The organism is Streptomyces sparsogenes (assembly GCF_001704635.1).
Taxonomy (GTDB): Bacteria; Actinomycetota; Actinomycetes; order Streptomycetales; family Streptomycetaceae; genus Streptomyces; species Streptomyces sparsogenes.
This window is the reverse complement of the sequence record NZ_MAXF01000193.1, coordinates 24533-38428: the sequence shown is the minus strand read 5'-3', so window position 1 is coordinate 38428 and position 13896 is coordinate 24533. Positions and strand designations below refer to the sequence as shown.

Sequence of the window (13896 nt, the reverse complement as noted above, 5' to 3'; positions counted from 1 at the left end):
CCGGAACGGGAAACGGAAACGGCGCCGGAGCCGGAACCGGAAACGGAAACGGCGCCAGAACGGGCACCGGAAACGGAAACCGCGCCGGAAGCCGAGACCGCGCCCGCGCCACCGGTGCGGCGGGTGGCGGCTCCGTTGCCGCCGGTGCCGTTCCAGCCCGGCCACATCAGCACCGAGGCCGAACGCAGCGCGTTCCGGGCGCTCGCGGAGGCGGTGTGGGACCGGCACGGGACCGCCGTGGCCCGTATGCTCACCCGGATGCCCGCGCTGCGCGGGCAGGAACAGGAGGCGGCGCGCGCCGACCTGATCGCGCTGCACCTGTATCTGACCACCTCTGAAGGCGCGTTGAGCCACGACGAGCTGGCCCGCGCGCTTCGCAGTGGCGACAGGCCGCTGCTGCCGTACGCCGCCTGCCTCGCCTCGGCGCTGCGCCGGCTGCCCTCGTACCGCGGGGTGGCGTTCCGCGGCGCCGGGGCGGAGGGCATCGCCGACCGGCCGGTGCCCGGAGACCTGCTGCGGGATCCGGCGCCGGTGTGCGCGCTGCCGCTCGCGTCCGGCGCGCCGCGCCCGCGCGGTGCGCAGTACGTCATCTCGTCGGTCACCGGGCGCCGGGTGCGCCAGCTGACCGACCAGCGCTCAGCGGGTGCCGCCCGGGACGAGGTGGTGTTCCCGCCGGGCACCCTGCTGCGGGTGCTCGATGTACGTGAGGAGGGCGGCGCGCCGCTGATTCTGCTGCGCGAGGTCCCCCTCACCACGCCGCACGCACAGCCCGAGCCCGGCGCCGCGGAGCTCGACCCCGCGGACCGCGCGGCGCTCGACCGGATCGACGAGGTGTTGCGCGGCCACTCGGTGGCGCCGGGCCCGTTCGACTGGCCCGAGTTGTGCGACGGCCCCCTCGGACAGTCCGCGAACCGGCCGGTGTCCGACTGACCAGGCCCTACCGAAACGGAGACTTGATGCCACAGAAGGACAAGGAGGGCCCCTCCGGGCCCACGGTGCGGCGTACCGTCACCATGCCTGGAGCGATCGCCGACCCGGGTTCCGCGCTGCGTCCCCAGGCGGGCCGCGGCGTGGCGGGGGAAGCCGAGGCGACGCCCGCGCCCGTCCACGGCCCGACGGTGCGGGCGACGCCGAGCACCGCTGCCACGTCGGACGGGTCCTCGATCTCGTCCACCGGCGAGGCGTCCCCTGCCCAGGCGGTCGCCGACGGCGCGTCCGCGGAGAAGTCGTCTGCCGAGAAGTCGTCCGTCGGCAAGGCGGCGGGCGACGCGTCCTCGGCTCGCGCGAGCGACGACCAGGGCGACGTCGGCGTGGGCATCCTCACCGCCGCCGAAGGCGGAAGCCCACCGGCCGCATCTCAGGGTGACGGCGCGTCGGACGACGGGGACGAGCCACCGTCCGGCCGTCCGACCAAGGCCCTGCTGGCCGCGGCGGGCATCGGTGGCGCGCTGCTGATCGCCGTACCGCTGCTGGTCGCCGGTACCAGCGACAAGGACGACAGCAAACCGGCGGCGATGGCCCGCGAGGCGTCGGCCCACACCATGCCGGCCGACGAGAAGAAGGACGACGCCCCCGGGGTGTACGCCCCGAAGTCGCCGTCGCACGACACGCCGAGCCCCAAGGCCACGACCAAGGCGAAGTCCAGGGCCCCGGAGCGCTCGGCGCCCCCGAGCCCCGCGACGAAGGAGCCGGAGGTGAAGCCCAGCCCCACCCCCAAGAAGAGCAAGAAGGCGTCGCCGAAGAGGGTCGCGACCGCGATCGACTACTCCAACAAGAAGAACGTCCTCCTCAGGAACCTGGTCACCGGCAAGTGCGCCGACATCCCTTACTACGAGAAGGGCAGCGTGAACGGTCCGATCCGGCAGTACGACTGCGACGGCACCGACGCGGACAACCAGGTCTGGGACTTCGAGGTGCGGTACAAGGGCCTGGGGCCCCGCTCCGCCAACCTCTTCCAGATCCGCAACATCAAGGACGGTCTGTGCATGGACCTGCCGGGGCACGGCGGTGTCGAACACGGCACGGAGGTCAAGGAGTGGGGCTGCGACGGCACCACCACCGACAACCAGTTGTGGTGGCTGGAGAAGCGGGGCGACAGGACGTTCTGGATCCACAACTACGCCAGCAACCAGATGTGCCTGGCGGTGAAGGCCGACCGGGGGTCCGGTGACCCCTCCGCCCCGCTGGCCCTCGGGCCGTGCAGGTCGGACCGCAACCACGAGTGGACGTTCTGAGGACGGCCACCCGCGAGCACCAGCGGGCCCCCTCTGCCCCACGGCGGAGGGGGCCCGCGCCGCTCGGATCAACGGCCCGGTTCCCGGCCCGCGTCTGGTGTACGGTACCGGCTGACGTCGGCCTGCCCGGCCGGGAGCGGAGCCGCGTCGAGCGGCTTCAGGTGGGAGACGACGTGCAGCGCAGCGACGGCATACCAGTGCCCGCATCGTTCTCGGGGATCGCGTCGAACCGAGCCATGGGCGGGCTCGTGCACGCGATGAGCGGCGGTTCCCGACTCCAGGCATGGCGGAACAGGGCCTTGGTGATCGTCGTGTACGAGCAGGGCGGCGTGGTCGGCCTCGCCGACGACCCGGCCCCCTTCCACTTCCGCTACGACGAGGTGAGCGGCTTCACCCAGGACGTGGTCAAGCGATACGTCAACCAGAGCTACCGCGGCATATCCACCACCTGCGTGGTCGCCCTCAACGATGGCCGCAGCCACCGATTGCAGGGCCAGTCCACCCGCACCGAGCGCAGTGTCGTCGAGGATTTCCGCCAACTCGTCGACCCGAGGATCGCCGCGGCCCAACTCCCCGGAATGCTGGCCGCGATGCGCCGGGGGCAGGCGTTGGCCTTCGGCCCCTATGTCCTGGAGCCGGGTGTGCTCACGACGGGGACCGGTCGCAAGCACAAGCGGCTGCCCTGGTCGCAGGTCGAGCAGGTCACGGTGGAGCGTGGCTTCGTCAAGGTGACCGAGCGGGGGCGGCGCGGTACCTGGGCCACCGCGGGCATCTCCGCGGTCCCCAACCTCACCGCGTTCATCCACCTGGTGCGCGAGGCACAGGCAGGTGGATGAACACCGCCGTGGGACGGGAGCGGCCGACGCACAGGGTTCGCTCGGTCCGCTTCGGAAGGGCTGCCTCCGGATGGCGTAGGCTCGGTGAATGGCGAAGTACTTCGACGTGCATCCAGAAAATCCTCAGCAGCGCACCATCGGCAACGTGGCCGACAGGATCCGCTCCGGCGCGCTCGTCGCCTATCCGACGGACTCCTGTTTCGCCCTGGGATGCCAGATGGGTAATCGTGACGGCATCGCCCGGATCCGGTCGATCCGTCACCTCGACGACCGTCACCACTTCACCTTGGTGTGTCAGAACTTCGCCCAGCTGGGACAGTTCGTGCACATCGACAAAGACGTGTTCCGCGCGATCAAAGCGGCGACGCCCGGCAGCTACACCTTCATCCTCCCCGCGACGAAGGAAGTACCGCGCCAGCTGCCGCACCCGAAGAAGAGGACGGTCGGCGTCCGGATTCCCGACCATGTCGTCGCCCAGGCCTTGCTCGCGGACCTCGGTGAGCCACTGCTCTCCAGTACGTTGCTCCTGCCCGGCGAGGACGAGCCGCTGACGCAGGGCTGGGAGATCAAGGAGCGGCTCGACCACGTGGTGGACGCCGTGGTCGACTCGGGAGACTGCGGCACCGAGCCGACCACGGTCATCGACTTCTCCAGCGGCGAAGCCGAGATCGTACGCCGAGGGGCGGGCGACCCGGCCCGGTTCGAGTAGCCGCGGCGGGCCCAGGGGCATCGCCCCGCTCACCGCCGAGCCCACGCGAGCGCGGTCGCCCGCCGCTGACCCTGTCATGGCCGGACGCGACTAACCCGCGCCGACGACGGCCAGCGCGCCGTAACCGGCGACCGAGACGAGCAGCGTGGACAAGGCCCCCAGGGCAAGTCCTCGCCTTCCCGCGCGAAACAGCGCGCCGACCTTGACGCCGCTGCCCAGCCCGAACAGCGCGGCGGCGAACAGCAGCGTGGTGACGACCTTGGCCACGGACAGCGCGGCCGACGGCACGACGCCGCTGGTGCGCACCAGCATCATCCCCAGGAAACCCAGGACGAACAGCGGAACGATCGCCGGGCGTTTCCCCGTCGGGGCCCCGCCTCGCCGACGCCGCACGATGCTGACGCCGGCGACCATCGGGGCGAGCAGGACCACCCTGGTCAGCTTGACGACGACGGCGATGGCGACCGCCTCGGCGCCCGCCGGCGACGCGGCCGCGACGACCTGGGCGACCTCGTGCACGGAGAGTCCCGCCCAGGAGCCGAGGCGCTCGGGACTCATCCCCAGCGCCTGGCCGACGAACGGCACGAAGGCGATCGCGGCGCTGCCGTAGAGCGTCACGAGCGTGACAGCGGTCGCCACGTCCTCCCTGTCGCTCTCGGTGACGCTGTCCATCGCCGCGATCGCCGACGCCCCGCAGATGGAGAATCCGGTCGCCACCATCAGCGCGAGCCCCCGTGACACCCGGAGCAGCCGACCGAGCAGAAGTGTTCCGAAGAAGGCCACGAGCACGGTGACCACCACCGCCAGCACCTTGCCCGCGCCGAGCCCGAAGACCTCGCCGAGCCCGAGCTGGAGGCCGAGCAGCACGACGCCGAGCCGCAGAAACCTCCGCGTCGCCCAGCGCAGACCCTCCTGGGCGCTCGCCGGAAGGCGACCTCCCACGGCGACCCCGAGCACCACCGCGACGGTCAGCGCGCTCACCGCGGGCACCAGCTTGTTGAGAGAGAACGCGGCTGCCGTGCCGACAGCCGCCACGAGCAGCCCCGGGGCCAGTGAACGCACTGACTCGGCGGCCTCCGCGGAACGCTCGACGGCGGATCCTGGTTTGGTCATGACCTGATCGTCATCGTGGTGCGCGGAACGCGGTACCGGCCACCGCGTGCGGACGTCATACCCGGAGGGAATGACAAGGTCATAGCCACGCGGCATGAGAACGTCATAGCCAAGCGGTATGACCGCTGGTCCGAGCCGAGCCATACCCTGGAGCCATGAGCCAGTTGCCGGATCTGGAATCGCTGCGGCTGCTCGTCCTCGTCGGAGACCTGGGAAGTCTGAGCAGGGCGGCGGCGCAGCTCGGTCTCGCGCAGCCGTCGGTCAGCAAGCGGCTGTCCACCCTGGAGCGCAGGCTCGGCCTGGTGTTGGTGGAGCGCACGCGGCGCGGATCGCAGCTCACCGACGCGGGTCGGGCCGTGGCGGGCTGGGCCCAGCAGGTTCTCCAGGACCTGGACGGCCTCCTCACCGGCGCCGAGGCCTTGCGCACCAAGCGGGACGCGGAGCTGCGCGTCGCGGCGAGCATGACGGTGGCCGAGTACCTGGTGCCGGGTTGGCTCGGCGAGCTGCGTCGGACGCGGCCCGAGCTGTACGTGGGTCTCCAGGTGACCAACAGCGAGCACGTCCCCGAGCTGCTGCGCAGCGGGGCGGTGGATCTCGGTTTCATCGAGTCACCGCGGGCCCCGGCCGGATTGCCCGCCCGACGGGTCGCCCATGACCGTCTGCTGGTGGTCGTCGCGCCGGGGCACCCCTGGGCGCGCCGCCGTCGCCCGCTGGGCGTCGCCGAGCTCGCCGCCGCGCCGCTGGTTCTCCGGGAACGCGGATCGGGCACCCGCGAGACTCTGGACCAGGCGCTGCGCCGGGCGGGGGCGGCCGAGCCCCGGCCCCTGCTGGAGCTGGGGTCGGCCACCGCCGTGCGCAACGCCGTGATGGCCGGCACCGGCCCGGCGGTCATCAGCGAACTCGCGGTGCGCACCGACCTCGCCGACCGCCGCCTGGTGGCGGTCGAGGTCGAGGGCATCGAACTGCACCGCGTCCTGCGCGCCGTATGGGCGGCGGAGCGCCCTCTGGCCGGCCCCGCCGCTGAACTCCTGGCCGTGACCAGGCGCCACAGGTGTTGAGGGCCGCGGAGTCGGCCGGGTCGAACCAGGTCCGTCACTCCGCGAGGGCCGCGCGGAGGAACTCGAGGATCTCCGCCCGGGCGGCCTCGGCCTGCGGCTCCACGCCCGGCATGCTGAGGAACGCGTGGATCGCGCCGGGGTATTCGGTGAGCCGTGTGGACGTCCCGGCCGCGCGCAGGCGTTCGGCGTAGCGGCGGCCGTGGTCGGCCACCGCGTCCTGGGTCGGCACCAGGACGAGCGCGGGGGCCAGTCCGCCCAGGTCGTCGGCGTACAGCGGGGAGAGGGCGCGGCTGTCGGTGCCCGGGGGGACGGCGAGCTGTTGGAAGAAGCGCAGGAGCGGCAGGGCGCGGGACGGGGTGTACGCGTACTCGGCGATCGAGGGATAGTCGAACATCGTCCCGGTCACCTCGACCGCGGGGTTGACCAGCACCTGCGCCCGGAGCCGCAGTCCGGCCTCCCTGGCCCGGATGGCGGCCAGGGCGCTGATCAGCCCGCCGCAGCTCTCGCCGAACACGGCCGTGCGCGCCGGGTCGACGCCCCACCGCGCGGCGTGCCGCAGCACGTGGTCGAGCACGTCCCAGCCGTCGTCGGCGGCGGCCGACAGGGGGGTTTCCGGGGCGAGGAGGCGGTGCTCGACCGAGACGACGAGCGCGGGCAGCTGGGCGGCGAGGTGGCTGTTGGTCCAGTCGCACTGCACCGCCGTCCCCACGAACCCGCCTCCGTGTACATGGAGGACGAGGGGCAGCCCGGTCGCCCGGTCGGCTCCCGCGCCGGCGTGTCCGGGCGCCGGCCGGTAGACCCGGACCGGGAGGTCGCGGCCGGGCAGCGCCACCTCCTGCCAGTCGATGACGGCGCCGGGATCCGGCTGCCCGGTGATCGCCCGCATGGCGCTGGAGGCCCGGAAGCGGTTCTCCGCGTCGCGGTAGGCGACCAGTTCCTCGACCGTCAGCGTGGACCAGTCCGGCTCCTGCGGCCGCTGTGCGGTGGTGGTCTCGCTCATGTCTCCTTCTCCCTTCCCCGGCTGGACGCGGGGTGTCGTGGTGGCCATGTCTGCGGAAAGCATGTGTCCTCATTATGCACGCGGTGCGTGCAACAGCAAGCGCATGGGGAGTGCACAGGTGTCGTCCATGGCGGGGCCCCGCGCCGCCCGGCCCTGGTCGTGGTCGTCGTTCGCCTGGTCTTCAACTGATCGGCACACCCGTCACACAGACGGCACAGACACCCCCCGGCCGCCGCGCCCGCCCGGGCCCCGGTCATGACGGTCATGGCCGAAATGACGTGGCTCGCCTCGCGAAAAGGGCAGGGTGTCCAGCGATAGGAGTGACCTTCCTGTGAGGAAGAAGCACCGATGACGTGCCCGAAAACACGTGCCGCGTGATCGGAAAATAGCGGAATGCCCGGTTCCGGAGGTTGGCTGATTCGCAGTGCCACCTGCCCCGTGGTTACATCCCTTCCGCGCTCAGGCAACCACGGCTTCCGGGCCTTCCCGGAACCCCGTGACCCTGCCTGGGGAGCCGATTCCCCTCGGCGCCCACGCGCTGTCGCAAGCCCAACGAGCCAGTCACCCAAGGGAGACGCAACAATGAACAACGCGCCCAAGGTCGCCACCCAGGAGATCTCCGACGCCGAGCTGGACAACGTGGCCGGCGGGGTCGGCCACGTGGTGGGTGACGCCCTCGGCACCGTCGACTCCCTCACCGGCGCCGTCGGCGTCGTCGCCACCGCCACCACTACGGTCGACGGTGTCACCGGCCTGAACACCACCGGCATCGTCGGCGGCGCCGTCACCAGCCTCTGAGGCCGGCACACCGCCCTCCCCGTGCCCCAGGCCCGCCTGGTCCGGGGCACTCGGCGGTCCGCGGCCGGTCCGCGCGGCGCCGCCACATCGGCCACCTCTCTCGCGGTTGAGGAAAGACTTTCGTGCAGTTCCGCCAGCAGGCCCTCGCCACGTCGCAGTCGGCAGAGGACATCGAACTGCCCGTGCGCTACGCCCGCCCCCAGGGATGGCTGGCACTCGCGGTCACCCTGGTGGTCATGGCCGGCGCCACCGTATGGGCCTTCACCGGGACGGTGTCGAACACCCTGGAGGCCCCCGGCATCCTCACCCACGGGCAGGGCGGCTATGTGCTGCAGAGCCCCATCACGGGCCAGGTGACCTCCGTCCTCGCCCGGGAGGGCAGCACCCTCCGGGCCGGCGCACCGCTGCTGAAGGTCCGCACCGCCCGCGGCACCACGGCGGTGCGCGTCCTCGCCGCCGGCCGGCTCACCACCCTCTCCGTCTCGATCGGCTCCGTCCTGCGCACCGGCGCGGACGTCGCCTCCGTGGAGCGGGTCCGCCACGCGGGGGACCCGCTCGTCGCGACCCTCTACGTACCGGCGGACCGGGCGGCCTCGGTGCGGCCGGGAACGCCGGTCGACCTCAGTGTGCAGTCCGCGCCGGCGCAGACCTACGGGGTGCTGCGCGGCGAGGTCCGGGCCGTGGGCCGGACCGCCCTGTCACGCCGGCAGATCGGCTCCTGGCTCGGGGTCGAGCAGCTCGGCGAGGAGTTCTCGGCCCACGGGCCACCGGTCGCGGTCCAGGTACGCCTCCACCGCACCTCCGCGACCCGCTCCGGCTACCGCTGGTCGTCCCCCCAGGGTCCGCCGTTCGCCCTCGACTCCATGACCCTGGCCACCGGCACCGTCCACCTGGCCGACTACCACCCCATCGATTGGCTCCTCCCGTGACCGCGACGAACGAGGGCGGACCGCCCCGGCCCGCGCCCGCCGGAAGCAGCGGCGCGCGCCGCCCCCAGCCGGCCCGCGGCCGGCGGCGCGCCCCGCGCGGCGGACCGGGCCCGAGGAAGCCCCGGCGCCGGACGGTGCGCACCCCCACCGTGCTGCAGATGGAGGCGCTGGAGTGCGGTGCGGCGTCGCTGGCCATGGTGCTCGGACACTACGGGCGCCACGTCCCGCTGGAGCAGCTGCGGATCGCCTGCGGTGTGTCCCGGGACGGGTCGCGCGCGAGCAACCTGCTGAAGGCCGCCCGAAGTTACGGGCTGCGCGCCAAGGGCATGCAGATGGAGCCCGAGGCCCTCGCGGAGGTCCAGGCCCCGGCCATCCTGTTCTGGAGGTTCAACCACTACGTCGTCTACGACGGCATGGGGCGGCGGTTCGGCAGGCCCGGCGTCCACATCAACGACCCCGACAAGGGGCGCCGTTTCGTCCCCGCCGAGGAGTTCGACACCAGCTTCACCGGCGTGGTCCTGGTCTTCGAACCCGAGGAGTCCTTCCGCCGGGGCGGGCGCCGCCCCGGTGTGCTGGGCGCCCTGCCCGCGCGCATGCGGGGCACCACGGGCACCCTGGTGGCCTCGCTGCTGGCGAGCCTGCTGCTGGTGGCGGTCGGGGCCGCGGTCCCGGCGCTCAGCCGCACCTTCATCGACACCTTCCTGATCGGCGGCCAGGACTCGACGCTGGCCCCGCTGTTCGCCTCCATGGCGGTGGCGGTGGTGCTCACCGCCGTACTGACCGGTGTCCAGCAGGCGAATCTGCTGCGCGGACGCATCATCTCCGCCACCCTCGGCAGCGCGCGTTTCCTGCGGCATCTGCTGCGGCTGCCCGTCACGTTCTTCGCCCAGCGCAGCCCGGCGGACCTCGTCCAGCGGCTGCGCTCCAACGACACCGTCGCCGAGACGCTGGCCCGCGATCTGGCCGCCGCGGCCGTCGACGGGGTCGTGGTGGTGCTCTACGCCTTCCTGCTGTGGAGCTACGACACCCAACTCGCCCTGGTGGGAGTCGGGCTGGCGCTGCTCAACGTGGTGGCCGTGCGGGTGGTGATACGGCTGCGGGCCACCAGGACCCAGAAGCTGCGGGCCGACACCGCGCGCCTGACCACCACGTCGTACACCGGTCTCCAGCTCATCGAGACGGTGAAGGCCACCGGCGGGGAGGCGGGCTACTTCCGCCGCTGGGCGGGCCAGCACGCCACCACCCTGGAGGAGCAGCAGCGCCTCGGGGTGCCGGGCGCCGTCCTGGCCGTCGTCGCCCCCACCCTCGCCACGCTCAACAGCGCCCTCATCCTCTGGATCGGCGGGCTGCGCGCCGTCGAGGGACATGTCTCCATCGGTCTGCTGGTGGCCTTCCAGGCGCTCGTGGCCCGCTTCACCGCGCCCATCGCACGGCTGGGCGGCGTGGCGGGCCGCATCCAGGACTTCTCCGCCGACGTGAACCGGCTCAAGGACGTGGAGAACTTCCCGGTGGACTCCCTCTACACCCGCGACGAGCCACGCGAGGACACCCGCCGGCTCACCGGGCAGGTGACGCTGGAGAACATCACCTTCGGCTACAGCCCGCTGGACGAACCGCTGCTGCGCGACTTCTCGCTGTCCGTCGGCCCCGGCCGGCAGGTGGCGCTGGTCGGCGCCTCCGGCAGCGGCAAGTCCACCGTCTCCCGGCTCGTCTCCGGTCTCTACACCCCCTGGGAAGGGGTCATCCGCATCGACGGACAGCGACTGGAGGACATCCCCCGAGCGGCGCTGGCCGCCTCGGTCTCCTTCGTCGACCAGGACGTGTTCCTGTTCGAGGGCACGGTGCGGGACAACGTGGCGCTGTGGGATCCGTCCATCCCCGACGAGGCGGTGGTGGACGCCCTGCGGGACGCCGCGCTCTACGACGATGTGATCGCCCGCCACCCCGAGGGCATCTACTGCCGCGTGGAGCAGGACGGCCGCAACTTCTCCGGCGGGCAGCGACAGCGGCTGGAGATCGCCCGCGCCCTGGTCCGCCGCCCCAGCGTACTGGTGCTCGACGAGGTCACCAGCGCACTGGACGCGCGCACCGAACAGATCGTCATGGACAATCTGCGCCGCCGCGGCTGCGCGTGCGTGGTGATCGCCCACCGGCTCAGCACCGTGCGGGACAGCGACGAGATCCTCGTCCTGAACCGCGGCACGGTGGTCGAACGCGGACGCCATGAGGACCTCGCCGCCGCCGGAGGCCCGTACGCCGAGCTGATGAGGGAGCACTGACATGACGTCCGTTCACCCGGCCGCGCCGGTGGCCACGGACGGCGGCGACGCGGTGCTCCAGGCGCTCGGCGCCCTCGGCACGCCCGTCGGCGCCGGGCTGCGCAGCCTTCGGCTGGAGGGGCCGCAGGTGCTCTGGCTGGTGGCCGGCGGCGCCCTGGACCTGTTCGCGGTCGACGCGGCCGAAGAGGGACAGTGGCACTTCCTGGGCCGCCTGGAGACCGGCGCGGCGCTCCCGGGCCCGGTCGTGGGGCCGCGCCACACCCTGCTCGGCCGCCCCTCGCAGGACTGCCTGCTGCGCCGCATCCCGCTGCGCGAGCTGTACCGGCCGGAGGCCTACGACGCGTACGGCGCGCACGGCACGGGCCGCGCCGACGATCCGTACGGCATGTACGGCACCTACGGCGCGTACGGCGGCGGCGGGGCCCAGGACACCGCGCCCACGCCGCTGGAGCACGCCGTGGCGCTCGGGGTGAGCCGCAGCCTCGGGGTCCTCTTCCAGGCCCCGCTGCATGGCGGGGCCGCGCCCGACGCGGAGGCGGCCGACGAGGACCTGCTCTGGCTCCCGGTGCCGCCCGGCAGTGTGCGCTACGGCGCCGAGTACAGCGACCGGGCCGCCGGCGACCTGCTGATCGACGGCGCGCTGTGGCAGCGGATGGTCAACCAGCAGTACCGTCTCGGCACCGCCGTGGACCGCTGGATCGAGACCATGGAGCGGGCCCACGCGGACCGCACCGCGGCCGGGATCCGGGCCGGTGAGGCCATGCGCTCCCGCGCCGACCAGGCGCTGATCGCCTCCATCGGAGGGCCGCGGCGCGACCGGCGGCCGTCGGAGGAGAGCACCGACGACGTCGTTCACGCGGTGTGCCGCGCCGTGGCGGAGGCCGCCGGGATCACCCTGCCGGAACCGCCGAGGGGCCGCGTGGCCGAGGACCGCACGGACCCGGTGGAGCGCGTCGCCGCACACGCCCGGATCCGCACCCGCGCCGTCCGGCTGGAGGGCCGCTGGTGGCGGGAGGACACCGGCCCGCTGGTGGGCTACCGCGCCAAGTCCGGGGCGCCGGTGGCGCTGCTGTGGCGGCGCGGCGGCTACGAGGCGGTCAACCCCGTCTCCGGCCTGCGGATCCGCGTCGGCGGGAGCAACGCGGAGGAGTTCGAACCACGGGCCGTGATGTTCTACCGCCCGCTGCCCGACCGGCCGATGACGGTGTGGCGGCTGATGCGTTTCACCGCCTGGGGATCCGCCGGGGACATCCGCAACCTGCTGATCAGCGGGGTGGTGACGGTGGCGCTCGGCGCGCTGGTGCCCCTCGCCACCGGACAGGTGCTCGGCGGATTCGTGCCCCGCGCCGAGAAGAGCCCCATCGTCCAGATCTCCCTGGCCCTGATCGTCTCCGGTGTCGTCGCCGCCGCCTTCATGCTGCTCCAGAACCTCACGCTGCTGCGGCTCGAGGGGCGGCTGGAGGCCACCCTCCAGCCCGCCGTGTGGGACCGGCTGCTGAGGTTGCCCACCACCTTCTTCGCCCGGCGCTCCACCGGAGAGCTGGCCGGCGCGGCGCTGGGCATCAGCGCCATGCGCCGGGTGCTGGCCGGCATCGCGCCGACGGTCCTCCAGGCAGGCACCGTGGGCGCGGTGAACCTCGCCCTGCTGATGTACTACAGCGCCTCCCTCGCCCTCGCGGTGGTCGCCTTCCTGCTGGTGGTCTCCGGAGTCTTCCTGGGGATGGGCCTGTGGCAGGTGCGCTGGCAGCGGCGGCTGGTGGAGAGCGAGAACAAGCTCGACAACCAGGCGTTCCAGACCCTGCGGGGCCTTCCCAAGCTGCGGGTCGCCGCGGCCGAGAACTTCGCGTACGCGGCGTGGGCCCGCGGCTTCGCCCACTCCCGCGAACTGCACCAGCGCACCGGCCGCATCAAGAACCTCACCCAGGTCCTGGACGCGGTCTACCTTCCGCTGGTCTCGCTCGTCGTGTTCATGCTGCTGGCCGGGCCGGCGCGGGGGAGCATGTCGGCGGGCGCCTTCCTGACGTTCAACACCTCGGTGACCATGCTGCTCACCTCGCTGACCCAGCTCACCAACGCCCTGGTCTCGGTGGTCGCCGTCCTGCCCCTGTTCGAGCAGGTCAAGCCGATCCTGGACGAGCTGCCCGAGGTACGTGGCGGCAGCGCCCCGCCGGGGGTGCTCTCGGGCGACCTCAAGGCCAGGAACCTCACCTTCCGCTACGGCGACGACGGGCCCCTGGTGCTCGACGACGTCTCACTGGAGATCCGGCCGGGCGAGTTCGTCGCCGTCGTCGGGCCGAGCGGCTGCGGGAAGTCGACGCTGCTCCGGCTGCTCATCGGCTTCGAACGGCCGGTGTCCGGCAGTGTGCTCTACGACGGCCAGGACCTCGCCGCCCTCGACCAGGCGGCGGTGCGCCGCCAGTGCGGGGTGGTCCTGCAGAACGCCCAGCCCCTGGGCGGAACGGTACTCGAATGCATCCGCGGCGCCGAGCCGTACACCCCCGAGGAGGCCATGGCGGCCGCCGAGCTGGCGGGTCTGGCCGAGGACATCCGCCAGATGCCCATGGGGCTCCAGACCATGATCTCCGGAAGCGGCGCCATCTCCGGCGGCCAGCGGCAGCGGTTGATGATCGCCCAGGCCCTGATCCGCCGGCCGCGCATCCTCTTCTTCGACGAGGCCACCAGCGCCCTCGACAACGACACCCAGCGCATCGTCATCGAGAGCACCCGCCGCCTCAACGCCAGCCGACTGGTGATCGCGCACCGGCTGTCCACCGTCATGGACGCCGACCGCGTCCTGGTCATGGAGGGCGGCCGGATCGTGGAGCAGGGCGCCCCCGCCGCGTTGATGGCCGTCCCCGGCGGAAAGCTGCGCGAACTGGTGCGGCGCCAGATGCGGTAGCGGGGGAGGGCGCGTCGCGGGGCGCGGACACGGGGTGGGGG

The 13896-nt window shown here is 72.7% G+C and carries 11 protein-coding genes; 9 read left to right on the top strand and 2 right to left on the bottom strand.

Annotated elements, in window-relative coordinates; genetic code table 11:
• The first annotated feature begins 144 nt into the window (after positions 1–144).
• The 4 genes from BBH68_RS35575 (at position 145) to BBH68_RS35560 (ending at position 3779) form a co-directional block, all read left to right on the top strand.
• A complete protein-coding gene (locus BBH68_RS35575) occupies positions 145–930 on the top strand; it encodes a serine/threonine-protein kinase (protein ID WP_141713130.1) in 786 nt (261 codons plus the stop codon).
• Between the two features lie 26 nt (positions 931–956).
• Positions 957–2234 carry an RICIN domain-containing protein gene (locus BBH68_RS35570; RefSeq protein ID WP_065967914.1) on the top strand — a complete coding sequence of 426 codons (1278 nt, stop codon included), beginning with the start codon at positions 957–959 and terminating at the stop codon, positions 2232–2234.
• A gap of 299 nt (positions 2235–2533) precedes the next feature.
• A complete protein-coding gene (locus BBH68_RS35565; RefSeq protein WP_076971225.1) occupies positions 2534–3070 on the top strand; it encodes a DUF6585 family protein in 537 nt (178 codons plus the stop codon).
• Positions 3071–3158: 88 nt separating this feature from the next.
• Positions 3159–3779 carry an L-threonylcarbamoyladenylate synthase gene (locus BBH68_RS35560; protein WP_065967912.1) on the top strand — a complete coding sequence of 207 codons (621 nt, stop codon included), beginning with the start codon at positions 3159–3161 and terminating at the stop codon, positions 3777–3779.
• Between the two features lie 90 nt (positions 3780–3869).
• Here the strand turns inward: BBH68_RS35560 and BBH68_RS35555 are convergent, their stop codons facing one another.
• On the bottom strand, positions 3870–4892 hold the full coding sequence (locus tag BBH68_RS35555) for a YeiH family protein (protein WP_065967911.1): 1023 nt from the start codon (positions 4890–4892) through the stop codon (positions 3870–3872).
• Between the two features lie 155 nt (positions 4893–5047).
• Here BBH68_RS35555 and BBH68_RS35550 point away from each other — a divergent pair, with 155 nt between their 5' ends.
• A complete protein-coding gene (locus BBH68_RS35550) occupies positions 5048–5950 on the top strand; it encodes a LysR family transcriptional regulator (protein ID WP_065967910.1) in 903 nt (300 codons plus the stop codon).
• A 34-nt stretch (positions 5951–5984) separates the two neighbouring features.
• On the opposite strand, the gene BBH68_RS35545 is transcribed toward BBH68_RS35550, so the two are convergent.
• Complete coding sequence (locus BBH68_RS35545; protein ID WP_065967909.1) at positions 5985–6950, bottom strand: alpha/beta hydrolase; 966 nt, start codon at positions 6948–6950, stop codon at positions 5985–5987.
• Positions 6951–7532: 582 nt separating this feature from the next.
• On the opposite strand from BBH68_RS35545, the gene BBH68_RS35540 reads away from it, so the two are divergent.
• The 4 genes from BBH68_RS35540 (at position 7533) to BBH68_RS35525 (ending at position 13855) form a co-directional block, all read left to right on the top strand.
• On the top strand, positions 7533–7748 hold the full coding sequence (locus BBH68_RS35540; protein ID WP_065967908.1) for a type A2 lanthipeptide: 216 nt from the start codon (positions 7533–7535) through the stop codon (positions 7746–7748).
• 122 nt (positions 7749–7870) lie between these two features.
• Positions 7871–8677: an HlyD family efflux transporter periplasmic adaptor subunit gene (locus BBH68_RS35535; RefSeq protein ID WP_065967907.1), complete on the top strand. Its 807-nt coding sequence runs from the start codon at positions 7871–7873 to the stop codon at positions 8675–8677.
• Between the two features lie 134 nt (positions 8678–8811).
• The gene (locus BBH68_RS35530) at positions 8812–10956 is read left to right on the top strand and encodes an NHLP family bacteriocin export ABC transporter peptidase/permease/ATPase subunit (protein WP_425428890.1); all 2145 of its coding nucleotides are present in this window, start codon (positions 8812–8814) and stop codon (positions 10954–10956) included.
• Position 10957: 1 nt separating this feature from the next.
• Positions 10958–13855 carry an NHLP bacteriocin export ABC transporter permease/ATPase subunit gene (locus tag BBH68_RS35525; RefSeq protein ID WP_065967906.1) on the top strand — a complete coding sequence of 966 codons (2898 nt, stop codon included), beginning with the start codon at positions 10958–10960 and terminating at the stop codon, positions 13853–13855.
• The last annotated feature ends 41 nt before the right edge of the window (positions 13856–13896 follow it).

Excerpts from the sequence above, each read along its gene's own strand:
- BBH68_RS35540 (WP_065967908.1), top strand. The coding sequence starts at position 7,533 with ATGAACAACGCGCCCAAGGTCGCCACCCAGGAGATCTCCGACGCCGAG.
- BBH68_RS35560 (WP_065967912.1), top strand. The coding sequence starts at position 3,159 with ATGGCGAAGTACTTCGACGTGCATCCAGAAAATCCTCAGCAGCGCACC.
- BBH68_RS35545 (WP_065967909.1), bottom strand. The coding sequence starts at position 6,950 with ATGAGCGAGACCACCACCGCACAGCGGCCGCAGGAGCCGGACTGGTCC.
- BBH68_RS35525 (WP_065967906.1), top strand. The coding sequence starts at position 10,958 with ATGACGTCCGTTCACCCGGCCGCGCCGGTGGCCACGGACGGCGGCGAC.
- BBH68_RS35570 (WP_065967914.1), top strand. The coding sequence starts at position 957 with ATGCCACAGAAGGACAAGGAGGGCCCCTCCGGGCCCACGGTGCGGCGT.
- BBH68_RS35555 (WP_065967911.1), bottom strand. The coding sequence starts at position 4,892 with ATGACCAAACCAGGATCCGCCGTCGAGCGTTCCGCGGAGGCCGCCGAG.
- BBH68_RS35550 (WP_065967910.1), top strand. The coding sequence starts at position 5,048 with ATGAGCCAGTTGCCGGATCTGGAATCGCTGCGGCTGCTCGTCCTCGTC.